This window comes from Mycolicibacterium arenosum (genome assembly GCF_024320865.1).
Lineage (GTDB): Bacteria > Actinomycetota > Actinomycetes > Mycobacteriales > Mycobacteriaceae > Mycobacterium > Mycobacterium arenosum.
Genome location: NZ_JANDBD010000001.1, coordinates 418,881 through 442,556, shown reverse-complemented (window position 1 = coordinate 442,556; position 23,676 = coordinate 418,881). Strand labels below are relative to the sequence as shown.

The 23,676-nt window shown below is 67.2% G+C and carries 27 protein-coding genes and 1 pseudogene; 14 read left to right on the top strand and 14 right to left on the bottom strand.

The window, feature by feature from the left end; genetic code table 11:
- Window positions 1-15: 15 nt before the first annotated feature.
- The 4 genes from NM203_RS02245 to NM203_RS02230 all read right to left on the bottom strand — a co-directional run bounded on the left by NM203_RS02245 (window position 16) and on the right by NM203_RS02230 (window position 2,871).
- Window positions 16-993 carry a magnesium transporter gene (locus NM203_RS02245; RefSeq protein WP_408633279.1) on the bottom strand — a complete coding sequence of 326 codons (978 nt, stop codon included), beginning with the start codon at window positions 991-993 and terminating at the stop codon, window positions 16-18.
- A gap of 78 nt (window positions 994-1,071) precedes the next feature.
- A complete protein-coding gene (locus NM203_RS02240; protein WP_255058281.1) occupies window positions 1,072-1,341 on the bottom strand; it encodes a metal-sensitive transcriptional regulator in 270 nt (89 codons plus the stop codon).
- A 70-nt stretch (window positions 1,342-1,411) separates the two neighbouring features.
- A complete protein-coding gene (locus NM203_RS02235; protein WP_255057973.1) occupies window positions 1,412-2,284 on the bottom strand; it encodes a sulfite exporter TauE/SafE family protein in 873 nt (290 codons plus the stop codon).
- 5 nt (window positions 2,285-2,289) lie between these two features.
- Window positions 2,290-2,871: a rhodanese-like domain-containing protein gene (locus NM203_RS02230; RefSeq protein ID WP_255057972.1), complete on the bottom strand. Its 582-nt coding sequence runs from the start codon at window positions 2,869-2,871 to the stop codon at window positions 2,290-2,292.
- 204 nt (window positions 2,872-3,075) lie between these two features.
- Here NM203_RS02230 and NM203_RS02225 point away from each other — a divergent pair, with 204 nt between their 5' ends.
- The 7 genes and pseudogenes from NM203_RS02225 (at window position 3,076) to NM203_RS02195 (ending at window position 8,671) form a co-directional block, all read left to right on the top strand.
- Complete coding sequence (locus NM203_RS02225) at window positions 3,076-4,455, top strand: MBL fold metallo-hydrolase (RefSeq protein ID WP_255057971.1); 1,380 nt, start codon at window positions 3,076-3,078, stop codon at window positions 4,453-4,455.
- Between the two features lie 40 nt (window positions 4,456-4,495).
- On the top strand, window positions 4,496-5,698 hold the full coding sequence (locus NM203_RS02220) for an NAD(P)/FAD-dependent oxidoreductase (RefSeq protein ID WP_255057970.1): 1,203 nt from the start codon (window positions 4,496-4,498) through the stop codon (window positions 5,696-5,698).
- Between the two features lie 35 nt (window positions 5,699-5,733).
- The gene (gene trxA / locus NM203_RS02215; RefSeq protein ID WP_255057969.1) at window positions 5,734-6,096 is read left to right on the top strand and encodes a thioredoxin; all 363 of its coding nucleotides are present in this window, start codon (window positions 5,734-5,736) and stop codon (window positions 6,094-6,096) included.
- Window positions 6,097-6,209: 113 nt separating this feature from the next.
- Window positions 6,210-6,347, top strand: a pseudogene (locus tag NM203_RS02210) (peroxiredoxin); the annotation flags it as partial.
- Between the two features lie 31 nt (window positions 6,348-6,378).
- Window positions 6,379-7,254 carry a potassium channel family protein gene (locus NM203_RS02205; protein WP_255057968.1) on the top strand — a complete coding sequence of 292 codons (876 nt, stop codon included), beginning with the start codon at window positions 6,379-6,381 and terminating at the stop codon, window positions 7,252-7,254.
- A 14-nt stretch (window positions 7,255-7,268) separates the two neighbouring features.
- Window positions 7,269-8,267 carry an alpha/beta fold hydrolase gene (locus NM203_RS02200; RefSeq protein WP_255057967.1) on the top strand — a complete coding sequence of 333 codons (999 nt, stop codon included), beginning with the start codon at window positions 7,269-7,271 and terminating at the stop codon, window positions 8,265-8,267.
- Entirely contained in the window at window positions 8,264-8,671 is a 408-nt protein-coding gene (locus tag NM203_RS02195; protein ID WP_255057966.1) for a DUF302 domain-containing protein, read from the top strand. The genes NM203_RS02200 and NM203_RS02195 overlap by 4 nt, the downstream gene beginning before the upstream one ends.
- Here NM203_RS02195 and NM203_RS02190 read toward each other — a convergent pair.
- The 4 genes from NM203_RS02190 to NM203_RS02175 all read right to left on the bottom strand — a co-directional run bounded on the left by NM203_RS02190 (window position 8,658) and on the right by NM203_RS02175 (window position 14,089).
- Window positions 8,658-9,575, bottom strand: a complete 918-nt coding sequence (locus NM203_RS02190; protein ID WP_255057965.1) for a beta-ketoacyl-[acyl-carrier-protein] synthase family protein — start codon at window positions 9,573-9,575, stop codon at window positions 8,658-8,660. The two genes, NM203_RS02195 and NM203_RS02190, sit on opposite strands and share 14 nt — an antisense overlap.
- Window positions 9,550-10,659 (bottom strand): 3-oxoacyl-ACP synthase III family protein, encoded by a 1,110-nt coding sequence (locus NM203_RS02185; RefSeq protein ID WP_255057964.1) that lies wholly within the window; start codon window positions 10,657-10,659, stop codon window positions 9,550-9,552. The genes NM203_RS02190 and NM203_RS02185 overlap by 26 nt, the downstream gene beginning before the upstream one ends.
- Window positions 10,660-10,661: 2 nt before the next feature.
- The gene (locus NM203_RS02180) at window positions 10,662-12,047 is read right to left on the bottom strand and encodes a WS/DGAT/MGAT family O-acyltransferase (protein WP_255057963.1); all 1,386 of its coding nucleotides are present in this window, start codon (window positions 12,045-12,047) and stop codon (window positions 10,662-10,664) included.
- 143 nt (window positions 12,048-12,190) lie between these two features.
- A complete protein-coding gene (locus NM203_RS02175; RefSeq protein ID WP_303624016.1) occupies window positions 12,191-14,089 on the bottom strand; it encodes a propionyl-CoA synthetase in 1,899 nt (632 codons plus the stop codon).
- A 205-nt stretch (window positions 14,090-14,294) separates the two neighbouring features.
- On the opposite strand from NM203_RS02175, the gene NM203_RS02170 reads away from it, so the two are divergent.
- The 3 genes from NM203_RS02170 (at window position 14,295) to NM203_RS02160 (ending at window position 16,729) form a co-directional block, all read left to right on the top strand.
- Window positions 14,295-15,152, top strand: coding sequence for a universal stress protein (locus tag NM203_RS02170; RefSeq protein WP_255057962.1), 858 nt, complete (start codon window positions 14,295-14,297; stop codon window positions 15,150-15,152).
- A gap of 108 nt (window positions 15,153-15,260) precedes the next feature.
- Window positions 15,261-15,929: a response regulator transcription factor gene (locus tag NM203_RS02165; protein ID WP_255057961.1), complete on the top strand. Its 669-nt coding sequence runs from the start codon at window positions 15,261-15,263 to the stop codon at window positions 15,927-15,929.
- The gene (locus tag NM203_RS02160; protein WP_255057959.1) at window positions 15,926-16,729 is read left to right on the top strand and encodes a sensor histidine kinase; all 804 of its coding nucleotides are present in this window, start codon (window positions 15,926-15,928) and stop codon (window positions 16,727-16,729) included. Before NM203_RS02165 ends, NM203_RS02160 begins: the two co-directional genes overlap by 4 nt.
- A gap of 11 nt (window positions 16,730-16,740) precedes the next feature.
- Here NM203_RS02160 and NM203_RS02155 read toward each other — a convergent pair whose 3' ends face one another.
- The 4 genes from NM203_RS02155 to NM203_RS02140 form a co-directional block, all read right to left on the bottom strand.
- Complete coding sequence (locus NM203_RS02155) at window positions 16,741-17,442, bottom strand: SRPBCC family protein (RefSeq protein WP_255057958.1); 702 nt, start codon at window positions 17,440-17,442, stop codon at window positions 16,741-16,743.
- 4 nt (window positions 17,443-17,446) lie between these two features.
- Window positions 17,447-17,851, bottom strand: coding sequence for a pyridoxamine 5'-phosphate oxidase family protein (locus NM203_RS02150; protein WP_255058279.1), 405 nt, complete (start codon window positions 17,849-17,851; stop codon window positions 17,447-17,449).
- Between the two features lie 44 nt (window positions 17,852-17,895).
- Window positions 17,896-18,354 (bottom strand): pyridoxamine 5'-phosphate oxidase family protein, encoded by a 459-nt coding sequence (locus NM203_RS02145; protein ID WP_255057957.1) that lies wholly within the window; start codon window positions 18,352-18,354, stop codon window positions 17,896-17,898.
- An 85-nt stretch (window positions 18,355-18,439) separates the two neighbouring features.
- Window positions 18,440-18,709: a DUF1918 domain-containing protein gene (locus tag NM203_RS02140; protein WP_255057955.1), complete on the bottom strand. Its 270-nt coding sequence runs from the start codon at window positions 18,707-18,709 to the stop codon at window positions 18,440-18,442.
- A 132-nt stretch (window positions 18,710-18,841) separates the two neighbouring features.
- Here NM203_RS02140 and NM203_RS02135 point away from each other — a divergent pair, with 132 nt between their 5' ends.
- The 4 genes from NM203_RS02135 (at window position 18,842) to NM203_RS02120 (ending at window position 21,890) form a co-directional block, all read left to right on the top strand.
- A complete protein-coding gene (locus NM203_RS02135; protein WP_255057954.1) occupies window positions 18,842-19,858 on the top strand; it encodes a zinc-binding alcohol dehydrogenase family protein in 1,017 nt (338 codons plus the stop codon).
- A gap of 115 nt (window positions 19,859-19,973) precedes the next feature.
- Window positions 19,974-20,621, top strand: coding sequence for a TetR/AcrR family transcriptional regulator (locus tag NM203_RS02130; protein ID WP_255057953.1), 648 nt, complete (start codon window positions 19,974-19,976; stop codon window positions 20,619-20,621).
- Window positions 20,622-20,694: 73 nt separating this feature from the next.
- Window positions 20,695-21,048 carry a ferredoxin gene (fdxA, locus tag NM203_RS02125; RefSeq protein WP_255057951.1) on the top strand — a complete coding sequence of 118 codons (354 nt, stop codon included), beginning with the start codon at window positions 20,695-20,697 and terminating at the stop codon, window positions 21,046-21,048.
- A gap of 68 nt (window positions 21,049-21,116) precedes the next feature.
- Entirely contained in the window at window positions 21,117-21,890 is a 774-nt protein-coding gene (locus tag NM203_RS02120) for an HPF/RaiA family ribosome-associated protein (RefSeq protein WP_255057950.1), read from the top strand.
- Here NM203_RS02120 and NM203_RS02115 read toward each other — a convergent pair.
- Window positions 21,877-22,746 carry a universal stress protein gene (locus NM203_RS02115; RefSeq protein ID WP_255057948.1) on the bottom strand — a complete coding sequence of 290 codons (870 nt, stop codon included), beginning with the start codon at window positions 22,744-22,746 and terminating at the stop codon, window positions 21,877-21,879. The genes NM203_RS02120 and NM203_RS02115 overlap by 14 nt on opposite strands.
- A 16-nt stretch (window positions 22,747-22,762) precedes the next feature.
- Window positions 22,763-23,650 (bottom strand): universal stress protein, encoded by an 888-nt coding sequence (locus tag NM203_RS02110; RefSeq protein ID WP_255057947.1) that lies wholly within the window; start codon window positions 23,648-23,650, stop codon window positions 22,763-22,765.
- Window positions 23,651-23,676 lie beyond the last annotated feature (26 nt).

The following is a 23,676-nucleotide window of genomic DNA, read 5'->3' as shown; positions in this document are numbered from 1 at the left end:
CGCTCGCCACTCGAATCACGTCAGCAGAACGGTGACGGCGCCGAGGTAGATCGCGAGCGAGAGAAGGTCCTGCACGACCGTGGCCAGTGGTCCGGAGCCGAATGCGGGATCCATTCCGAGCCGATGCAGGAGCCACGGCAGCGCCAACGCCACCACGGTGGCGATGGTGCTCGCCGCCAGCAGCGTGATGGCCACGGCGATCGCCAACATCCAGTCGCCGGTGAGCAGAACCACCAGCGGCAGGGTCATCCCGCCGAGCAGCACACCGACCAGGAGTCCCGTCATCGACTCCGGCACGATCACCCGCCGGATGCCCACTCCGACCGAAAGTCCGCGGATGGCAAGTGTTTCCGTCTGCGTGCCGACAGCATCGGCCAAGTACACGATGCCGGGTACGAAGTACGCGATCGCCACCGACGTGCTGAGCTGAGCCTCGAACGCCGACATCAGCACCGCGGACAGTGTCGCGCCGACCAATCCCACGACCAGCCACGGCATGCGGTGCCACAGGCGTCGGGTGACCGACTCGAAACTCGTCCGACGCGCCGACTCCACCGAGGCCAGGAACCCGCCGAGCCGAGCCAGATCCTCGTCGTGTTCGGTCAACAGCACATCGAGCAATCGGCGTGGCGGGATCAGACCGCGGAATCTCCCGGCGTCGTCGACGACGGCGACAGTGGCGTCGGAGTGCTGCACGGCCTGCCACGCGGCGTGTTCCTGGTCCGTATCCGGCGCGACGACCGTGGGGGCGGCGTCCATCACGTCGGCGACCGTGGCCGCAACGGGTGCGCCGATCATCTGCTCCATGCTGGCGACCCCGACCAGGCGATCGTCCGCCAGGACCGCCACCGCGGCCACGCTGTCGAACCGCACACCACGCATGGCATCGAGGACGTCGGAGACCAGTTGTTCGGGCCGCGCCAGCGGCACTCGCGCCGATACGTGCTCCGAGACGGTGTCGATTCGATCAACGGGCGGGGTATCGGTCAACACCTCGCTGAGTGTCCGCTACCGGAACCCCGCCCAATAGGGTCCGATTACCGCCGTCGCGAGGACCATCGACTCCATGGTCTACGCCAGCGCCAGGAACAGCTTCTCCAACTCCGCTTCCGTCATCGGCTTGCCGCCGTCGGCACCCTCGCCGGTGATGCACTCCCGGAGCCCGGTGGCCACGATCTTGAAGCCCGCCCGGTCGAGAGCGCGCGACACCGCGGCGAGTTGGGTGACGACGTCCTTGCAGTCACGGCCCTGCTCGATCATCGAGATGACGCCGGCCAGCTGACCCTGCGCACGGCGCAATCGGTTCAACACTGCCGCGATGCTGTCTTCGTCGCCGACCATCGGCCGTCCCTTCGTCGTCATACCGGTTGCAACAGTTTACCCTCCTGGGTATATGCCCGACGGGATCGACTCATCCCGGCGCGCCCACGTGGCGGGGCGCGAAGACTCTGCGTAGCGGGCAGAATCCGGTCCGCGTGCACGCGAGGTACATCGCTCCGGCCGCGGCGGTCGACACGGCCGCCGCGGCACCGACGGCCAGGTGAATCTCCTGGGCCAGGATCACCGACGACATGGCGAGAACGAACCAGCCGAACGCCTTTCGCAGCGCGTCGGGGTTCACCATCGCGGTCAGTCGCGCACCGATCAGGGCACCGACCACAGCCGCGGCGGTGACCATCAGTGCCACGGTCCAGTCGATGTGCACACTGGACAGGTATCCACCAAGGCCGGCAAAGGATTTCATGGTGATCACGACCAGGGAGGTGCCCACCGCGATCGGCATCGGCAGTCCCCCGAGCAACGCCAACGCCGGCACGACGAGGAATCCACCGCCGGCACCCACGAGCCCGGTCACCAGGCCGACCACCAGCCCCTCGGCAACGACCTTCCCCACGGGAATGCGATGCACCGCAACGGCGCCGACGGCCTCCCTGCGTCCCCGCAGCATGGCGACGGCCGTCGCGATCATCATGAGCGCGAAGCCGATGAGAAGTACGGTGCCGGGAATGAAACGGGCGAGGAGGCCGCCCGCATAGGCGCCGGCCATGCCGGCCGCTCCGAAGATCAGCCCGGTGCGCCACTGCACGCGGCCGGCCCGCGCGTGCGAGATCGCGCCGACGGCGCTGGTGACGCCCACCACCAACAGCGACGTGGCGATGGCCTGTTTGGCGTCCATGCCCGCGACGTAGGCGAGCAACGGGACCGTCAGGATCGAGCCACCGCCCCCGAGTAGGCCCAGTGCGATGCCGACGAACACGGCGAGGACGACCGTCAGCGCGATCATGGCGGTTACCCGGCCTTCGCGGGATCGACGAGCTGCGCCACGACGCTCTGGGCGTCACAGGCGGCCCCGCGGTTGTAGGGCAGCTTGGACAACAGCATCCCCATGGCGCAGGTGTTGGACAGGGCCGCGACGGTGAGCCCCCCGCCGACACCGGCGGCCAACCACTTGAGCTTCGGCACGGCGATGCTGCCGAGCACGCCGGCCAGCACAAGCGACCCGGCGACCAGTCGGACCTGACGCTCGAGATCCCATCGCTGCGCGCCGCGGTTGACCCCGAAGCCCTGGGCCTCCCAGGCCGTGATCCCGCCGTCGAGGATGTGGACGTTGCCCAGCCCGGACGCGCGGAGCGTCTCCTCGGCCTGTGCCGCCCGTTGACCGGACCGGCACACCAGGACGACCTCGTCATCGAGGTGCTTGATGATCTCGTCGCGGTGCTCGCGCAGCAAATCCAGCGGGACGTTGTAGGCACCGGCGATGTGGGCGGTTTCGAACTCACCGGCCGTGCGGACGTCCAGGATGCGCGGCGGCGCAGCCGAACTGAGCCGCTCGCGAAGGTTGTGCGAATCGATGGTGATGGGCGTGGTCACGGTGTCGCCGTCCTCTCGGGTGACCGGCGGTGACGAAAGCCTCTACTGGCAACGCGCCGCCGGAGATACGTTCACAGGAGATGGTATCTATACCCCCCAGGGTATTGTCAAGTGAGGAATATCCCCACGCGGCACGCACTTGACATACCCATAGGGGTATACACCAAGATGGTGTCACCACCGTCGATCGAAAGGGCCGAAGCCATGAAGTTCATCCAGTACTACCTGGAGTGCCTGTCACACGCCTCGTACCTGGTGGCAGACGAAACCACCGGTCGCGCAGTCGTTGTCGACCCACAGCGCGACATCGCCGAGTATCTGGCGGATGCCGAGAAGTTCGGCTTGACGATCGAACTCGTCATCGAGACCCACTTCCACGCCGACTTCCTCTCCGGTCACCTCGAGCTGGCGAAGGCCACCGGGGCGGAGATCGTCTTCTCCTCGGTCGCCGAAACCGAGTTCGAGTCGAGGGGGGTCGCCGACGGTGAGATCTACTCGCTCGGTGACGTGACGTTGGAGTTCCGCCACACTCCCGGCCACACCCCGGAGTCGCTGTCGATCGTGGTCTACGAGCACTCCGATGACACGGTGCCCTACGGGGTGCTGACCGGCGATGCGCTGTTCATCGGGGACGTCGGTCGACCCGACCTGCTGGCCTCGATCGGATTCACCCGCGAGGAACTCGCCGACAAGCTGTACGACTCGTTGCACGACAAGCTGATGACGCTGCCCGACGCGACCAGGGTGTACCCGGCGCACGGCGCGGGCTCGGCATGCGGCAAGAACCTGTCGACCGATCTGTGGTCGACGATGGGTGAGCAGAAGGCGACGAACTACGCCCTACGGGCGCCTGACAAGGCCACGTTCATGAACCTCGTCACCGAGGGCCAGCCGCCGGCACCCGGCTACTTCGTCTACGACGCGATCCTCAATCGCAAGGACCGCGAGTTGCTCGACGAGACCAAGATGCCGACGGCGATGACCTACGAGCAGATGCGCGCGGCGCTCGACCGCGGCGCCGTCCTGGTCGACGGGCGCACACCGGAGGAGTTCGCCCAAGGCCACCTGCGCGGCGCCGTCAACATCGGACTCGAAGGCCGCTACGCCGAATTCGCCGGCTCGGTCCTACCCTCCGACGTCGACATCGTGCTGTTCACCGAACCCGGACAGGAACTCGAGGGCAAGAACCGTCTCGCGCGCATCGGATTCGACCGGGTGATCGGTTATCTGGCCGAGCCGTTCCAGGCGATGTTCAGCCACCAGGGCGACGTTCAGGTGGCATCCCGATTGACGGCGAAGGTGTTCGACGAGAGAGCAGCCGAGCTGACCAACCTGCAGATCGTCGACGTCCGCAATCCGGGCGAGGTCGAGGCAGGGACCATTCCCGGTGCGATCCCGATCCCCGTGGGGCAGTTGCCCGCTCGATTGAACGAGCTGGACCCCGCCAAGCCCACGGTCGTGTACTGCGCGGGCGGCTACCGATCCTCGGTGGCGGCGAGCCTGTTGCGGCAGCGCGGCTTCGCCGACGTGAGCGACATCCTGGGCGGCTTCGGCGCCTGGGACGAATCTCACCAGAACGCCTGAGCCCACCGGAACGCCTGAATCAGTCGAGGAGACGAACACCATGACCACCACCGCCAAGCACCACATCCTGATCGTCGGTGGCGGAACGGCCGGCATCACCGTCGCGGCCCGTCTGCTGCGCAAGGGCTTTCACGACGTCGCGGTGATCGAGCCGTCGTCCACGCACTACTACCAGCCGCTGTGGACGCTGGTGGGCGGTGGTCAAGCGAAGCAATCGAGCACCGAACGCACCGAGTCCTCGGTCATGCCGAAAGGCGCAACGTGGATCAAAACCGCGGCCAGCGAGTTCGACCCGGAGCAGAACACGGTGACGTGCGTTGACGGGTCCAGTTACGGCTACGACGTGCTCGTGGTCTGCCCCGGTATCCAACTCGATTGGAAGTCCACCGAAGGCCTGGAGGAAGCCCTGGGCCGCAACGGCGTGTCGTCGAACTACCGGTTCGACCTCGCGCCACGCACCTGGGACTTCATCCGCAACCTCCGTTCGGGTACCGCGGTGTTCACCGTGCCGTCCGGTGCCATCAAGTGCGCGGGCGCTCCGCAGAAGATCGCGTACCTGGCGTCGGACTACTGGCGGAAGCAGGGCGTGCTCAAGGACATCGACGTCCACCTCGTCATGCCGGGACCGCGCCCGTTCGGCATCCCCGCGATCGCCGACAGCCTGGACGCCGTGATCGCCGACTACGGCATCACACTGCACAGCAGTTCCGAGGTGACCTCGGTCGACGCCGCATCGCACAAGGTCGGCATCACCAGCGTCGGCCCCGGCGGTACCGATGCGATGCTGTCCTACGACGTGCTGCACGCGGTGCCGCGGCAGTCCGCGCCGGACTGGGTCAAGTCCAGCCCGTTGTCGACCGGCGACGCCACCGGGTACGTCGAGATCGACAAGCACACGATGCAGCACGTGCGCTACCCCAACGTGTTCAGCCTCGGTGACGCCGGATCGTCGCCGAACTCGAAGACCGGGGCCGCGATCCGCAAGCAGGCGCCCGTCGTCGTCGAGAACATCTCCGCGTTCTTGACGGGGCGGCCGCTGACCGCGTCGTACGACGGGTACTCGTCGTGTCCGATCGTCACCTCGTCGCATGCGATGCTGCTCGCCGAGTTCGACTACGACCTGAACCTGGAACCCTCCTTTCCTCTTCTCGATCCCACGAAGCCGCATCGGGCCTACTGGTACCTCAAGAAGTACGGACTCCCGTTCATGTACTGGAATCTCATGCTCAAGGGTCTCGCCTGAGCACACCGACTGCGCTGCAACGAAAGGACACCCCCATGCCAACGACAACTCTCGACCGGTCGAACTTCGAATCCACGATCGTCGACAACTCCATCGTGCTCGTCGACTTCTGGGCGTCGTGGTGTGGCCCGTGCCGCGCGTTCGCCCCGGTCTTCGACCGTTCGGCCGTGGCGCACCCCGATGTGGTCCACGCCAAGGTCGACACGCAGGCCCAGCCGGAACTCGCTGCGGCCCTTCAGATTCAGTCGATACCGACGATCATGGCCTTCCGCGACGGCATCATGGTGTACCGCCAGCCGGGAGCGATGCCGGCGGCCGCTCTCGAGGACCTCGTCACCAGAGTCAAGGATCTCGACATGTCCGAATTGAAGGCGAAGATCGCGGCCTCGAAGTCCTGACCGCGATGCACCTGCGCAACGACTCGCCCCGAGAAGCCCACTGCTGGAAGGAAACCGACATGACCACCATCGAGTCGCCGGCCATCCTGTTCTCTCACCCCGCCGACTTCACCGTCCCACCCGCCGGATCCTGCGGCACCGCGAAGGACCGGATGGAGGGACACGAAGCCGGCGTCGAGTGCGAGGACTGGTTCTTCTGCACCAGGGAGCTCCCTGTCGAAGAGGTCGAGTCCGCAATTCACCGCGGGTGAACCCCGGCGTCGATCGAAACGAGGTGTCGTAGTGAGCTGGGCAATCACTCTGATGGGATTCCTGCTGGTGGCAGTGGTGGCGCGCGACGTGTTCCACACGCTGTTCCACCCGGTCGGTCACGGCAGTATCGCGCCGCAGGTGATGAAGCTCGTCTGGTGGATGCTGCGATCGTTCCGCTCCGATCGACGGATCGCGGGAATGACGGGGCCGCTGGGAATCGCCCTCGTCGTGTTGGCCTGGGGAGTCATCGCCGTCGTCGGGTGGGCACTGCTCTACCTCGCCCAGATGCCCGACGGGTTCGCCTACAGTTCGGAACTGAATCCCGCCGGGCGACACGACGTCTTCGACTCGCTGTACCTGTCGCTGGTCACGATCGGCACGCTCGGATTCGGCGACATCGTGCCCGCCACGCCGTTCCTTCGTCTGATCGTCCCCCTCGAGGCGCTGTTCGGCTTCATGCTGCTCACCGCAGCCGTGTCCTGGGTTCTTCAGATCTACCCGGCCCTGCACCGCAGGCGCGTGGTGGCCCTGCAACTGTCGACCCTGCGCGAAGCTCGCAGGGCGAACCCGGATCTGGGTATCGACAGCGTCCCGACCGACGTGCTCACCAGGTTGGCCGACGCCATCATGGAGGTCCGCAACGACTTCACCCAATACGGCGCGACGTACTACTTCCGGGACGTGGAGGTCGATGCCTCGCTGGCCTCCTCACTCGTGTACGCGACTGAGCTCGCATCCGAGGCGGAGGGCAGTGCATATCCGCAGACGCGGCTCGCAGGCGCGCTGGTCACCGCCGCAGTGGAAAGCCTCACGGGACTGCTCAACAACGAATTCCTGGGACTCGACGGGGATACCGCCGCCGTCATCCGGGGCTACGCCGCAGATCATCGGCACAGGCCGAGATGAGCGGTGACTGGGCGGTGACGGACGAGGAATCGGTGATGCGCCGGGCCGGCTATGTCACACAGCGTGTTTCGTTCGACTCGGATGGCTCGTCGATCGCCGGCGTGTTCTACCGCCCGGTGCAATCCGACGTCGAAGCGCCCTGTGTCGTCATGGCTCACGGCTTCTCCGGGACGATGGACTGGATCCTCCCCGATTTCGCCGAGACGTTCGCCAAGGGCGGTCTGGCGGTGCTCGTGTTCGACTACCGATGTCTCGGGTCCAGTGACGGTACGCCGCGCCAGCTGATCGACAGCCGCCGTCAGCTCGCGGACCTTCGCCGTGCGGTGGCCTTCGCGCGAACGTCCAGTGGAATCGACGCCCGCCGAATCGCTTTGTGGGGCACTTCCCTCGGCGGCAGTCATGTGATCACCGTCGCCGCAGAGGATCACCGCATCGCCGCGGTCGTCGCCAACGTTCCTGCGATCGACATGTTCAGGGGAATGCGCGGACGGTTCACACCACCCGGTTTCCGGCCCAGTGCAGCCGAGATCATCGTCAGCACAGCGCGACTGCTGGGTGCCGCCGCCGTGGACACCGCGCGTGGTGCGCTGGGACTCTCCCCTCACTACATCGCCGTGTACGGCTCGCTGGGCCATGCGGTGTTCAGCGACCCGGCCCTGGCCGAACGTTTTCGGGACGTCGAAGAACACTCCCCCACGTGGCGCAACAGGGTGACGCCGCGATTCCTGTTCACCGCGCCGCGCTATCGTGCCGGCACCATCGGCCGTATCACGTGTCCGATCCTGGTGACGTTGGCGCGCGACGACGCGCAGCTCTCGTCCGCCTTCGTGAAGGAGAAGATCGCTGAAGCGCGGTCGTACGAGATCCACGAGTATCCGGTGGGCCATTTCGACGTGTACCACGGTGCGGTTCTCGCACAGGTCGCCGAGGACCAGTTGGCGTTCCTGCTGCGCTGCCTGCGCGACCCCGTTTCTCACTCGCCCCGACACCGCAACAAAAGGAGTACGTCATGACCCTGGCGATTTCGACCACCATGAAGACCTCGTTCGCCGATGCCGTCGCCCGCACCAGAGACGCCCTGGCAGCACAGGGTTTCGGCGTGCTCACCGAGATCGACGTGAAGGCAACCATGAAGACCAAACTCGACCAGGACATGGAGGACTACCTCATCCTCGGCGCCTGCAACCCGTCGCTGGCCCACCGCGCCCTCGGCGTCGATCGACAGATCGGCCTGCTACTGCCGTGCAACGTCGTGGTTCGCTCGGATCCCCAGTCCACAGGGCACGTCATCGTCGACGCCATGGACCCACAGCTCATGGTGTCGATCGCCGAACAACCCGAACTGCAGTCGGTCGCCGACGACGCGGCGGAGAAACTGCGCGCAGCCATTGGCGCGTTGTCCACTACCGCGATGTGACGATCGCACTACCCGGATCGACACCGACGACGTCTGCGGTCGCCGGTCGATCGCCCCGGTAGATCGCGGCGCCTGCGGTGATACCACCCCCGGCAGCCACCATCAGCACCCGGCCCGCCGCGGCGAGCGCCAGGGCCGCTATCAGTCCGCCGGTGTGCATTCGAGCGTCGTCGGCCACCGTGATCCGATCCGGCGCCACGCCGAGCCGCTCCGCGAGAGCCACCCGAAACGCGTCTCCGGCGGGGGCGGCGACGATGGCGTCGAGGTCGCCGACAGCCAACGAGGCTTCGTGAAGGCATTGTGAGGCGGCGTCCGCGGCCGCGTCGGCGAGGCGAGCGTCGAGGTCCGCGGCGACGTCGAAGCGCAGAACGTTGCGTCTACCGGCCAACTCGACAGTCGCGCTGTACGCGTCCGCATCGTCGAATCGGTTGACCCAGTGGATGGTACCCAGGCCTGCGTCACCGTCCCGCCACGTGCACAGCATCGCCGTGCCCGCCGGCGCGAACGGGAAGTCCTTGGTCATCCGGTGGCCGGGGTCCGCGTCACTGGCGACGATCAGGGCGCGCCGAATGGCCCGTGACCGAAGGAATCCGTCGGCGATCTGCATCGCGGTGAGCACGCCACACGTGCCGTTCGCGACGTCGAAGGAGAACGTGCCGTGGGCATCGGGGTGCGGGTCCTCGGAGTGCGCGCCGATGTCCTGCTGAATCAGCGCCGCCAAGGCCGGTTCGGCGAGGTTGCGGTCGCGGTAGATGCCCGCGTTGATGAGCAGGTCCACATCGTCGGCCGCGTGGCCGGCCTGCTGCAGGCACCTCTTCGCGGCGGTGACCGCCAAGTGCAGTGCGCTGTGGCGAGAGCGCCATCCTGCGCGGGTGACCTCAAGCCGGTCGATCACTGTGCCCATTGCGCTTCACCAACTCCTCGCCGGCGGTCAGGATGATGACGCCGATCTCGAGCCCGGAGGCGAGCGAGATCAACGCGATCGTCTCGCCGGGGCGGATGCGCCCGGCTTCGAGCTCCTCCACCAGTGCCACCGTGTGCGTGGTCGAGGCGGTGTTACCGTACCGATCGACCGTGATGACCGGATCGCGCCGGGCATGCGCTCCGAACCGGGCCTCGAGTTCGGCCATCCCCTTGCGGATCGCGCGCGCCGACGTCTGGTGGGTGATGACGTGGTCGATGTCGCTCATCGAAATGTTGAGCTGTTCAAGGACTTCAGCCAGCAACGCAGGGGTGTCGGCGAGCGCGGCCTGCTGTATCGCCCGCGAGTGGGTGAACATCCTGGCACCGGGATCGGCACCCTTCGGGTAGGCCAGGCACAGCCTGCTGTAGCGGGCGATGGTGGTGAATCCGGCGAACAGGATGCCCGCCGAACCGAGCGGCGCCCGTTCCAGTAGGAGCGCGGCGCCGGCATCACCCAGCGTCAGCGACGCCAGCTCCGAGCTGGCGATGTTGCGGATGTGGCGGGCGGCGTTGCGCCCCAGTCCGGAGATGTATTCACCGCTGACCACCAGACCCCGACGCACCAGTCCCTGTTGAATCCAGTTGTTGAGCACCATCACTCCGGTCAGCATTCCGGCACACGCGTTGGCGACGTCGAATGTGACGGCGGATTCCGCACCGATGGCACGGGCGATCGCACCGCTCATCGACGGTTCCAGCCAGTGCGTCATCCCGTTGTGGCACTTGGTGATGCTGCAGTTGATCACCACGTCCACATCGCCCGCATCCTGCGCTGCGTTGGCGAGACAGGATCGGGCCGCGGCGGTGGCCAGACTGAACGAGTCGTCCTCACCGGTCGACACCCGGCGCTCGCGGATGCCGGTCAGCCGCTCGAGATCGATGTGAGTGTGGTGGCGAGTGCTGGCCATCAAGTCGGCTGTGCGCAAACGGGTTGCCGGTAGATGCCGACCGGCCGCGACCAGTCGCGTGGTGAACGTCCGCGCCCCGGCGTCGGCGGTCTCGCTGACCAACCAGTGCTCGTTCACGGTTACTCGACGCTCCCTGCGGCGCGGGCGAGCTCGGCGAGCCGCCGCACCTCTTCCTCCACGCTCGCCGCCAGGCCGTCGACATCGGGTGCGGCGTCGTAGTCCGCCATGATGCCGAAGAAGAACCTATCGGCGTAGCTGAGCATCGCGATGCCGGTGCGGAGGTGCAGCGCGATGGGCGGCACGGGCAGGATCTCGAGCACCTCACGGCCCAGCACCCGCTGACGGCCGCGCGGACCTGGAACGTTGGTGGCCAACGCCGTGACCGATCGCTGCGGGAGCCGGGTCAGTAGCCGAATCGTCCACGCGGACAGTGCGAACGGGACCGATTGCGCGGCGGCGAACATCGCGCTCCCACCCTCGCGCTGGCCGCTGTCCTTGGCCTTGGTCAACCGTTCGTGCACGATCGCCAAGCGCATCACCGGGTCGGGTTCGTCGATCGGTAGCAGCGGCAGCATCGCCGACACCCGGTTGTCGGTGACGTCGAAGTCGTCGGCGGATCGCATCGACACCGGAACCAGGGTGCGCAAGCCCTCCGACCCCGGCGTCTCGCCGCGATCGAGCAGCATCGTGCGGTACGCGCCGGTGATCGCCGCGAGTGCCACATCGTTCAGCGTCACGGCGAAGACCTTGTGCACCAGTGCCAGGTCGGCGAGGTCGACGCGCGCCGCGCTGAATCGTCGCATCGCCGACAGCGAGCCGTTGAGGGAGCTGTCCGACGGGTGGGTCAGCACGCTGGCGGTCAGTTCAGCGGCGCCGACGACGGCGTGCTCGACGGCGCCGGCGGCGGCCAGCGTTGCTCGAAGGACGTCGGGCGCCCACGTGAACGGGTTGAGGCTCAGACGCACTCCCCACCATCGGGGTCCGCCGTCTTTTCTGGCGGCTCGGATGTCGCCGGCGTAGGTGCCGGCTGCTGCGTCTTCGGGATCGCTGAGTTCGGCCAGCATCCGGGCCGTGGCGATGCCGTCGGCGATGCAGTGATGGATCTTCAGCAGGATCGCCCACCGGTCCTCGGACAGGCCCTCGATGACCCAGCACTCCCACAGCGGGCGTTCGCGGTCCAGGCGGCGCTCCATGACGGTGGCGATCGCTGCGAACAACTCGGCGTCGGACCCTGGCTGCGGCAGCGCCATCCGGTGGACGTGGTGGGCGATGTCGAAGGAGTCGTCGGGCACCCACTCGGGTGGCGCGATGTCGAGTGAATGGGTCCGCAGCATCTGGGTACAGCGCGGAATGCGTTGCGCCCGAGCCGCGAACACCTCGAGTAGCTCCGCGTAGTCGGGCGCCGGGCCCGCGATTATCGATACGCCGCCGACCGCCAGGCTGACATGCGGGTCGGAATCCTCAGCCTGTAGGAAGCTCGCATCCAGCACAGACAGGCTCTCCATGGCTCTGACGATGCCCGCCTTCCGACCACACCGACAGAGGTCACAAGTCCCTTCTTACAAGGCCACAGTGCCGCTTGTCGGTGACGCGTCGTACAGCGCGACTCTTCTGCCTCCGTGGAACACCGGCGTGGTGTCCGCGGCGATCACCGCAGTACCGGACGAAGGGCGTGAAGTACGTCCGGGTCCTCGATCGTCGACGGCATCGCCACGTCCTCCCCGTGTGCGATCTGGCGCATCGTCTTGCGCAGGATCTTTCCCGAGCGCGTCTTCGGCAGCGCCGCAACGACATCCACCTGTCTCAGACACGCGAAGGTGCCGATCTCATCGCGCACCCGCTGCACCAGTTGGGCGGGCAGGTCGTCCCCCTCAGCACCCGCCTTGAGCACCACGAACGCCCGCGGAACCTGGCCCTTTACGGCGTCCCCGACGGCGATGACGGCGCACTCGGCCACCGCCGGGTGGCCGGCGAGCACCGCTTCGATCGCGCCGGTCGACAAGCGATGTCCCGCAACGTTGATCACGTCGTCGATACGGCCCATGACGAAGAGGTAACCGTCGTCGTCGAAGTACCCACCGTCTCCGGTGAGGTAGTAGCCGGGATGTTCGCAGAGGTACGAGGCCTGGAAACGGGCGTCGTCGCCCCACAGTGTGGGCAGGGTGCCCGGCGGAAGCGGGAGCCGAATGCAGATCACGCCCTCCTCGCCGGCAGCGCACGGATCGCCGTCCGGATGGAGGACGCGGACGTCGTAGCCGGGCATCGGGACGCTCGGTGAACCCGCCTTGACGGCCAGGGCCTCCACACCCCGCGGATTGGCCGCGATGGCCCAGCCCGTCTCGGTCTGCCACCAGTGATCGATCACGGGGATGTCGAGTTGGCGGGTGGCCCACTCGTACGTGTCGGGATCCAGTCGCTCCCCCGCCAGGAAGAGGTGACGGAGCTCCGACAGGTCGTACTCCCGCACCCATGCACCGTCGGGATCCTCGCGGCGAATCGCACGGATCGCGGTCGGTGCCGTGAAGAGCGCTTTGACGCCGTAGTCGGCGGCGACTCGCCAGAATGCGCCGGGGTCGGGCGTGCCGACCGGTTTGCCTTCGTACAGCACCGTCGTCGCACCCACCAGCAGCGGTCCGTACACGATGTACGAGTGCCCCACCACCCAGCCGACATCGGACGCCGCCCAGAAGACGTCGCCCGCTCCGATGTCGTAGATGTGGCGCATGCTCCACGTCAGCGCCACCGCGTGGCCTCCGTTGTCGCGCACCACTCCCTTGGGTTTTCCGGTGGTCCCCGACGTGTAGAGCACGTAGAGCGGATCGGTGGCCGACACCGGCACCGGATCCACCGTCTCGGCGTCTTTCATGACGTCGTTCCAGTCGACGTCGCGGCCCGGGATCAGACCGCACGGGAGCTGCTCCCGTTGCACGATCACACAGGTTCGAGGCGGATGCTCGCTCGCCTCCACGGCGGCGTCGAGCATGGCCTTGTAGTCGATGACCTTCGACGGTTCGATCCCGCAGGACGCGGACACCACGACCGTCGGTCGAGCGTCGTCGATGCGCGCGGCCAGCTCGTGCGGCGCGAAGCCGCCGAACACCGTCGAGTGCACGGCCCCGATCCTGGCGCACGCCAGCATCGCGATCACGGCTTCGGGGATCATCGGCATGTACAGCACGACGCGATCGCCCGTACCGACCCCCAGCGCACGCAGCGCCCCTGCGAATCGGGCTGTCTCGTCGAGTAATTCCGCGTAGCTGTACGTGCGTTGAGTGCCTGTGACAGCCGAGTCGTAGATGAGTGCCGGAGCCTCGCCGCGACCGTGGTCGACATGACGGTCCAGCGCGTTCGCGCACGTGTTCAACTCCCCGTCCGGGAACCACCGGTAGTACGGCGGCCGGGTGTCGTCCAGAGCCCGGTGCGGAAAGCGTGTCCACGAGACCTCTCGGGCCGCATCCATCCAGAACCGTTCGGGATCGTCGAGGCTCGCCTGGTACAACGCGCGATATCCGCCCATGTCGATGCATCCCTTCTCCATCGACTCCATATGACTGCTCCACCCGTCGCCGCGGCAGAGACGTTCGGCACCTGACTGACGTCCATAGGTCCCGCGCATCTCCGGGTACAGGTCGATCGCGTGCTGACGTAGGCCCCGCCCGTAAGTGACCAAGTCCTCTTCACCGCTCACCGATCCCACCCATAGCGTGCCCTTCAGAGTCGCCTCCGGGGTGGCCGTGAATCTGGAGGAAGCCGTGACCGATCACGAGAGCACGCCGGTTGTGGTCGGTATCGACGGCTCCATCGCGGCTATCGAGACCGCCCAGTGGGCAGTCGGCGAGGCGCGGGCGCGCGACGTACCGCTGCGCCTGATCAGTTGCGCCAATGTTCCTCACACGCTGGGGGATTCGACACCGGACGGCCCCGAGGTCGAGTACGCCCGAACGTCGCTGCGGGAAGCGTCGGCCGCAGTCGCCGCGACGGATGAGTCGGTCAAGGTCGAAGCCGAGATCTCCTTTGGGCCGCCGTCCAACGCCTTGATCGCCGAATCCCGACACGCGGCGATGGTGTGCGTGGGCTCGGTCGGCATCGGTGCCGTCGCGCGCGCCGTGCTCGGCTCCACCGCAGTCGACGTCGCGCAAGGCGCCCACTGTCCCGTGGCGATCATCCGTCCGGCGACCCGAGGTCGCGACGTCGGCAACTGGGTGGCCGTCGGGTCTGAGAACCAACCCGCAGACGACGACACCGTTCTCCGAACGGCATTCGACGAGGCGCGGGTCCGACACGCTCCGCTCGTCGTCGTCGATCTGAGTTGCAACACCCTCGGGACGACCACCGGGCAACCGGTCGGCATACGAGTCGACGGTTGGCGGCAGCACTACCCCGATGTCGACGTCGACGTCATCGAGGCCAGGGGCGCACTCGCCGAGTTCCTCGCCGACAACCGTGACGAGTTGGACCGGCGCTACCCGAGGACCGTCGCCCTCGGCCCCGTCGTGTCACCGTCGGCCGTGCTCGGCAGCGCCGACGTCGCCGAGGCCGCGCGAATCGTGGGTCCGCACGATCACGCGCTCCGCGAGCACGCGATGTGTTCGGTGCTCGTGGCTCGCTAAGCGAGGCGGTCCCCGAGGGCGAGGTCATGGCATGAGGCGCGGACTCCACCGATTCTTATACCGCTCTAAAGTTCTACCGGCACGCTCACGCGCGTGGTGGACCCGGACATGGCGCCAGCGCCTACCCTGCTGATCGTCGAAGACGATCGCGTGCTGGCAGACATGCTGCACCGCGTGTTCACCGACGAGGGCTATTCGGTGACCCTCGCGTACGACGCCCAGCAGGGCATGCACCGCGCACTCACCGACGATTACGACGTCGCGATCATCGACCGCGGGTTGCCGGTCCGCGACGGCGCCGAACTCGTCGCCGTTCTGCGCTCCCGAGGCGTGCTGACCCCGGCACTGCTGCTGACCGCGCGCGGCGCGCTCGAAGATCGCGTCGAGGGCCTCGATGCCGGTGCGCAGGACTACCTCGTCAAACCGTTCGAGCTGCCCGAACTCATGGCCAGGGTGCGGGCGTTGCTGCGCCGCCCCGACGGGGGCACGCTCCTGCGCGCCGGGGGCCTCTGCCTCGACAGGGTCTCCGACACGGTCACCGGTTCGCGCTTCGCGAGCAAACCCGTGTCCCTGACGAAGCGGGAATCCAATCTGCTGGCGGTGTTGATGAGTGCGCCACACCGGGTCTTCACCCGCAAGCAGTTGCTGGCGGCGGCGTTCGACGGGGTGGACACGCCCGGCACCGTGGATACCTACGTCCACTACCTGAGACAGAAGCTCGGCCCCGAGGTCGTCCGGACCGTTCGCGGGTCCGGGTACCGGCTGGGCACCCGGTGACGCGCAGCAGGCTCCCGCTGTCGCTGGCCGCCGCCGCGGGCGCCGGCACGCTCGCCTCCCTAGCCGTCGTCGTCGTGTTGACGAGGAGGTCGATACGACCCCTGGCGCAGGCGCTGGACACCCAGCGCCGATTCGTCGCGGACGTATCCCACGAACTCCGGGCCCCGCTCACGATCCTCCACACCCGTGCGCAGCTCGTCGCGCGGGAAGCGGTGGCGACGGGCCAGGTGGACCTCGCGGCGGAGGCCTCCAGGCTCGCCGACGACACCAGGGCACTCAGAGACGTCATCGACGACCTCCTCGAATCGGCGACGACGATCCATCCCGGCAGTCGGGGCGGTGTCGTCGACCTGGCCTCGGTGGTCGACGAAGTCCGACGGAGTATGGCCGGCATCGCGGAGGCAGGAGAGGTGGAACTCACCGTCGACAGACGGGAGGGAGCCTTCGACGTCTGGGGATCGGGTTCGGCGCTGCGCCGCGCTCTGGTCGCGTTGGTCGATAACGCGCTGGCACATCAGAAACCCGGTGGCACCGTCGTGCTTCGACTGTCCGGCTCCGCGCGCGACGTATCAGTGGCCGTCGTCGACGACGGTTACGGGCTCGACGCCAACGCGGTCGGCTCGCTGTTCACGCGCTTCACCACCGGTGAGGACATCACCGAAACCGTCGAACGGCGTAGCCACGGAATCGGGCTGGCGCTGGTTCGCGAGATCGCCCGCTCTCATGGCGGCGACGTTCGATTCACCGAAACTCCGGGCGGCGGAGCCACATTCACGCTCACACTCCCGGCGTTGAGATAACGGCTCTCCGGCTAGAGCGGCAGGGTTCCTTCCACTACCTGTGGTTCTCGATGGAGATCGTCGACGGCCCCGGCCGCGGATTCCTCGGCTTGCAGTGTGCATTCGACCCGTCGCTTGACACCGGTCAGTATGCCGCGCGTGACGAACGCCCTGGCGGGTCCGACCAGTTCCGCGAGCAGGATCTCACCCGGATGCCGCAGACTCATCCGCGATCGAATCAGTAAGCGGCAGCGATCCTCCCACTCCGGTATCAGATGGAAGGACCACACGGCGTCCCAGTGGTGTTCCGGAGCCGTCGCACGCAGCACGATGCACCGTTCGTCGTCGACCTCGACCACCCGCATCGCCAGACCGCGCAACCCCATCCAGCCCCTCGGCACCAACCGGACCGCATCGCCGGGAGCCAGGTGCTGCCACTCGGGATGGATGCGGTCGGCGTTCACGTACCGAAGTCCGATGACGTTCTCGAGCGTGTCGAAGGTGTAGAGCCCGCCCCGATCCTGTCCCAACTGGACCAGCCACGGCCACACGCTGCTGGCGGACGCCTCGATCCACACGCCCTCGGTCGCCTGCGCCACGGGTGGACCGATCAACTCGTCACCCGGAAGATACTTCGTCGACTCGGATTTGGTCGTACCCCAGTTGCTGAAGTACCGTCGCGCCGCGTACAGCAGTCCCGCTGCCGCAACGGTTTTCGTCCACACGTTGACCATGGTGTCAGCCCAGGTCGAAGAATTCAGCCGGCTCGCCGCCGAACTGGAACCTGCGCCCGGTGATCTCGACGGGCGTGATCCGGATGAAGCGCTCCTTGGGCGTCGCGATCCACGGGAGAACCTGAGCCCGCTCAGCGGCCGCGAGCTCGTCCATCGACGAGAGCACGGATGCCCGGCCCTTCACGACGACGCTCCACCCCGCGCAGACGTCGTGATCGTCGGCTTCGAACGCCACCCGGTGATTGATGGCGGCGCTCGCCAGCTTCGTGCCTTCGGCGGTCCGAATGAGAACGGTCCTGCGTTGTACGACGTAGTTCACCGGGAAGATATCCGGCTGTCCGTCGACACTGGTGGCGAGTCGCCCGAGCGCCGTGCTGGCCAACTCCGCCCAGCACTCGTCGTCACTCATCGCCGTCACGGGGTAGGCCTGAGGTGTGGTCACGATGTCGCTCCTCACTGTGAATCTGCTGCTGCGTGCGACTTGTGGGCCACGGGTTCGGCGGGTCGGGCGGTGAAGGCGAACCGTCGACCGGTGACGCTCAGCGGACGGATGCGGATGAAGTGCTGCCTTGCCGGCGGCTCCCATGCGAGCAGGCCGGCCTGAGCCGCGTCGGCGAGATCCTCCTCCGACCGGAGCACCTGAGCGAACCCCTTGACGATCACGCTCCAGCCGGTGTCGACGTCGTGATGATCGACCTCGAACAACACCTGGTCGTTGATCGCGGCACTGACCAGCTTCGTGCCCTGGGCGGTGCAGAACAACACCGTTCGTCCTCGAACGACGAAGTTGATCGGGAAGATCTCCGGGTGACCGTCGACGCTTGTGACGAGTCGGCCGAGCGTGGCACTCGACAGGAGCTCCCAGCATTCGGTCGCCGAGAGAACGGTTACCGGTTGAGTCGGATTGGACATGCCGCAAACGCTAATCAATTCGGGGGCCCGCCGATGGTGTCCAAAGTCACCTGTTTCGACGGCATCAACGTCCTTTGGACCCCGGCTACCGGCATTGGTGCTGGCGAGCCGATTCGAGGTGCAGCGCAGTCATACGCCGATTCGCGCGCTCGTCCGCCGCCCGTTGTTGGGCGGCCGTCACGATGACGGCGTCCGGTCCGGGGAACACGGTGGCGACGTGGTCGTCGTCGAGCCAGTGGACGACGTACGGTGGCGAGCCGTCTTCGTTGCGCACGCCGCTGATGATCCCCCGCCTGTCCCGCTGGCCGACCGTTAAACCCTTCATCACCAACCAGTCTCCAACCCTGGCCTTCATCGCAGTCGCCTCCTCGGTCCGCCGCCCGGCCGTCTCGTGCGGGCGGGCGACCTGAGAGTAGGTCGCGGGCTCGCCTCGTCTTAGGGCCGAAGGACCTCTGGTCGCCCGCAGGCCGAGTGGGACCATGGAGCCATGACTCAACGCACCATGCGCGCATGGCGGGTCCGCGCGCCGGGTCCGATGAGCGCGGGCCCACTCGAATTCGTCACCGCCGGACTACCGACTCCGGCTGACGACGAGGTGCTGGTCGCGGTCAGCGTGTGCGGAGTCTGCCGCACCGACCTGCACGTCACCGAAGGCGACCTGCCGATGCACATGTCCCACGTCACGCCGGGCCACGAGGTGGTGGGCGAGGTGGTCGCGGTCGGGCGGGGCACGGTCGACGACGTCGCCGTCGGTGATCGGGTCGGGATCGCGTGGCTTCGGCACACCTGCGGGGTTTGTCGATTCTGTCGTCGCGGACAGGAGAACCTGTGCCCCCGGTCGCTCTACACGGGCTGGGACGCCGACGGCGGGTACGCCGAGTTCGTCGTCGCGCCAGCCGCTTACGTTCACCGCCTGCCCGAGGGCTACTCCGACGCGGAGTTGGCACCACTGCTGTGCGCGGGGATCATCGGCTATCGATCGCTGCTGCGTGCCGACCTACCGCCGGGAGGGAGGTTGGGCATCTACGGATTCGGTGGCAGCGCGCACATCACAGCCCAGGTGGCACTGGCGCGCGGCGCCGAAGTCCACGTCATGACCCGTGGCGAAGGCGCCAGGGAGCTGGCCCTCGCCCTGGGCGCGGCGTCCGCGCAAGGAGCAGCGGACCCACCACCCGTGCCGCTCGATTCCGCGATCCTCTTCGCACCGGTGGGCGATCTGGTGCTGCCGGCCCTGGAGGCACTCGACCGCGGGGGAACGCTGGCGATCGCGGGAATCCACCTCAGCGACATCCCGCCACTGACCTACCAGCGCCATCTGTTCCAGGAGCGGCAGGTGCGCTCCGTAACCTCGAACACCCGCGCCGACGCTCGCGAGTTCCTCGCATTCGCCGGCGACCACCACATCGAGGTCACCACAGTGCAGTACGCACTCGACCGGGCCCATGTCGCGTTGAGCGATCTGAGCTTCGGGCGGATATCCGGGGCGGCGGTGCTGCGGGTGTAGCGCGCTCGTGGGCCGCGAACCCGCCGTGGTGTCCAAAGGCCCTAGCGCTCGCGTCCGCCGTCGAGGTGAGGTCGAGGCGAGAACCGTTGCGGCTGCGACCCACCAGGAGGACGCCATGACGACCATTGACAGCACTGCGCGGCCACTGTCCGAGCAATCGCTTCGAGAACGTTTGTGTGAGAGGGCAATCGAACATTTCGCGCGCTTCGGCTTCGACATGTCGATGCTCGAGATGGCAGTGGCCGTCGATACCGACGTACGGACGCTCACCGAGATGTTCGGATCCATCGAGGGGCTGCACGCCGCCTGCGACGACTATCTGCAGGACACGGTCCGCAAGGCGAAGACCGAGGCGCTGACGAACCCCGACCCGCGGCCGTGGTTCGCCCAGGTCGCCGACATCGAGTCGTTCGCGCCGATGATGTCGTATCTGGTGCGCACCCTGCAGTCCGGTGGCGAATCTGCTCGAGCGCTGTTCCAGCAGATGACCGACAATGCGGAGCGCTATCTGGAGGACGCCGTGCGCGTCGGAACGGTGAAACCCACCCGCGACCCGAGGGCTCGCGCACACTTCCTCACGATGGCCGCCGGTGGCGGCTTTCTGCTGTACCTTCAGCTGCACCGAGACCCCTCCGACATGCGCGCGGTGCTTCGCGACTACGCCCGCGACGTCATGCTGCCCGCGCTCGAGCTCTACACCTACGGACTCATGGCCGATGACAGCATGTATCAGGCCTTCGTGGCGCAGGTCGAGCCACGCTGAGGACGAAGGTCATCTCCGACGGTGACCTTGGGCTCGCGCGTGACACCCTGTTGACTCCCTACCGTGAGATGCCATGACCTACGTGATCGGCTCGGCATGCGTTGACGTGATGGACAAGTCGTGTGTACTCGAGTGCCCGGCGGACTGCATCTACGAGGGTGCCCGCTCCCTGTACATCAATCCCGACGAGTGCGTGGACTGCGGGGCGTGCAAGACCGCGTGCCGGCTCGACGCCATCGAGTACGAGACCGACCTGTCAGACGACGAGCAACGTCACCTCGCCGACAACGCCGCGTTCTTCCAGTCGGTGCTACCCGGCCGTAGCGAACCCCTCGGGTCCCCTGGCGGCGCAGACGGACTCGGCCGGGTCGGCGTCGATACCCCGCTGGTGGCCGCAATGCCGAGCAAGCCTCGTCTGGAGCACTGAGCACCTTCGTCGGTGACCTTCGGCCCTCTTCGGAGCCTCGGCCGACACGGTACGAAGGAACGGTGCACATGACTGGAACCGCTCCGATAATCGATGTCGACGTCGCCACGCAGGGTCCGCTCCCCGGCGCTGCCGACTACGCCCGGCGCAAGATCGGCGCGCTCGCGAAGTTCGTCGACCAACCGGACTGCCGTGCGCGAGTGCGGCTGACCAACCACACCAGCGGTCACCGTCCTCGGCCCGTGGTGGCGCAGGCCAACCTGGAGTTGGCGGGCAGGCGATTCCGCGCTCAGGTGGAGGCGGCGAGCGTCCCCGAGGCCGTCGACGCGCTTCAGGACAGGTTGCGCCGCATCCTGGAACGCCAGCGCCGGCGCTCACGCCATGCTCTCGGCGGTGCCGCCGAACATCACGGGCCACCCGCAATTCCCCAGTGGCCCAACCCATCACCCGCGTCCGGCGGCGCCCGGATCCTGCGGCGCAAGTCGTTCAGCGTCGCGCATCTCAGCGTCGACGAGGCCGCCGAGGAGATGTCACTTCTCGACTATCACTTCCATCTGTTCACCGAGAAGGCGACGGGGGTTGCCGGCGTGCTCTATCGGGCGGGCTCAACGGGTTACCGTCTCGCACAGGTGGTACCACCATCGCGCGATCAGCTCGCGCCCTTCAATCTGCCGCTGACCATCAGTCCCCATTCGGCACCGTGCATCACGCTCGTGGAAGCGACCGAACGAATCGGACTCCTCGGCCTGCCCTTCCTCTTCTTCATCGACGCCGCCGAGGGCCGGGCCAAGGTGCTGTACCACCGCTACGACGGTCACTACGGACTCATCACGCCGGCGTGACGCCGTCGGCGCCGACCGTGTCGGAGGCACGTACGACGAGGATCGAGCAGTTCGTCCCGCGCAGCGCCCTGCGGGCCGAGTCGCCGGTCAGCTGATCCACCAGATCGTGCCTGCGCGCACTGATGACGAAGAGCTGCTCGATGCCCGCGGTCCGTTCGAGCAGCGCGGTCACATCGCCTGGCAAGGGTAGGGTGCAGATCCGGACGTCAGCCGAGAGGTGGTGCGGATCATCGAGATACCCATCCATACTCGCGCGGACGTGACCGGCTTCGTCGGAGTCGGGCATCGCGCGTGGATGAGGATGACCGTCCGACCACGTCGTGAGTGCCAACACGGGCGCTCCGCGATGATCGGCTTCGTCGAGAGCCGCCTGCAACACCGTGTGCGACTCGGGAGTCTCGTCGACCACCGCCACGATCCAGCGGTGCAGGCGCGGGGGCGATCGCATGCGACGACGACGTACCACGGCGACGGAGGTCGGCGCGATCCGCGCCAGATTCGAGGCCGTGGCCCCGCGCGCCAGCGGCGCGGAGTCTTTCGAGCCCTTGTACCCGACGCACAGCAGGGCAGCGCCCCTCGCCGCGTGCGCGAGTTCCAGAATCGGATTCCCGTGCAGGATCTCCGACTCCAGCTTGACGTGGTTGTCAGCATCGGTGATGGCGGTGGTGGCTCGACGGATCGCCTTGTGGGCCTTGGCCACGGCCTCATCGATGTCATCGACGCGCGCCGGATCCACCACGTACACCAGCTCAAGTACGGTGTCGCGGGCCGCGGCCTCATCAGCCGCCCACAGCGCGGCACGTACGCTGGCCGTCGAACCGTCGATGCCGACCAGCACGGGAGCGGATGCGTCCATGGTCAATCTCCTCGGGTCAGGGCGGATCGGGATGGCAGACCACGACCGGAATCGGACTGTGGTGCAGCAGGTTCAGGCTCGTCGAACCGAGGGCCGCAGCGGCCAGCGCGGCCCGCCCCCGATTGCCGACCACCACGAGCTGCGCGTGCTCCAGATGCCGCAGCAACGCGCCCGCCGCGGTGCCGGACTCGAGGAAGCAGGTGACGTCGACTCCGCGGTGGTCGCGGTGGTACTCGTCGACGAGTTCCGTGAGTGCGACGAATTGCAGGGCCTCCACCGCGTCCCAATCCATCAGGGTGGGCAGGACGGTGGTGCCAGGCGGCCGCCTCAGCGCCCAGGAGTGAACCGCGCGTAGCGCCACACCCAACTGCGCGGCGAACACGAAACCCGTTGCCAACGCGGCCCGTCCCGCGGGGGTGTCATCGACGCCGACCACGACGGCATCGGAGTTGGGCGACGTGCGGTCACCCCGCCATACGATGACGGGGCAGATGGCTTCGGTGGTCAGCTTCAACGTGGTCGAGCCGAGTAGCACCGCAGCGGCGGGCGAGATGTCCATACCCCCCAGCACGATGAATCGGGCGTGCTTGCTCGCCTCGAAGAGGACGTCGTCGATCGGGTCCGAACTGGCCGCGGTGGTCACCACCAGGCCGCGCTGCTCGCACCGCACGGCATCGGCCGCGCTCTTCAGAAAGGCGTCGGCGTTCTCGGACTGGTACTGCATCGATGCGGCCTGGAACACCGCGGCCGCTTCGGTCAGATTGCGACCGAGCCGGGGCACACCGTGCACCACCTGCAGCGACAGCCCGAACCGCGCGGCGAGGGCTCCCGCCCATCGTGCCGCGGCTATCGCACTGTCACTGCCGTCGACACCGACGACGACGGTATCGGGGTTGCCGGTCATGCCGTCCTCCACGTGGTTCGTCGGTT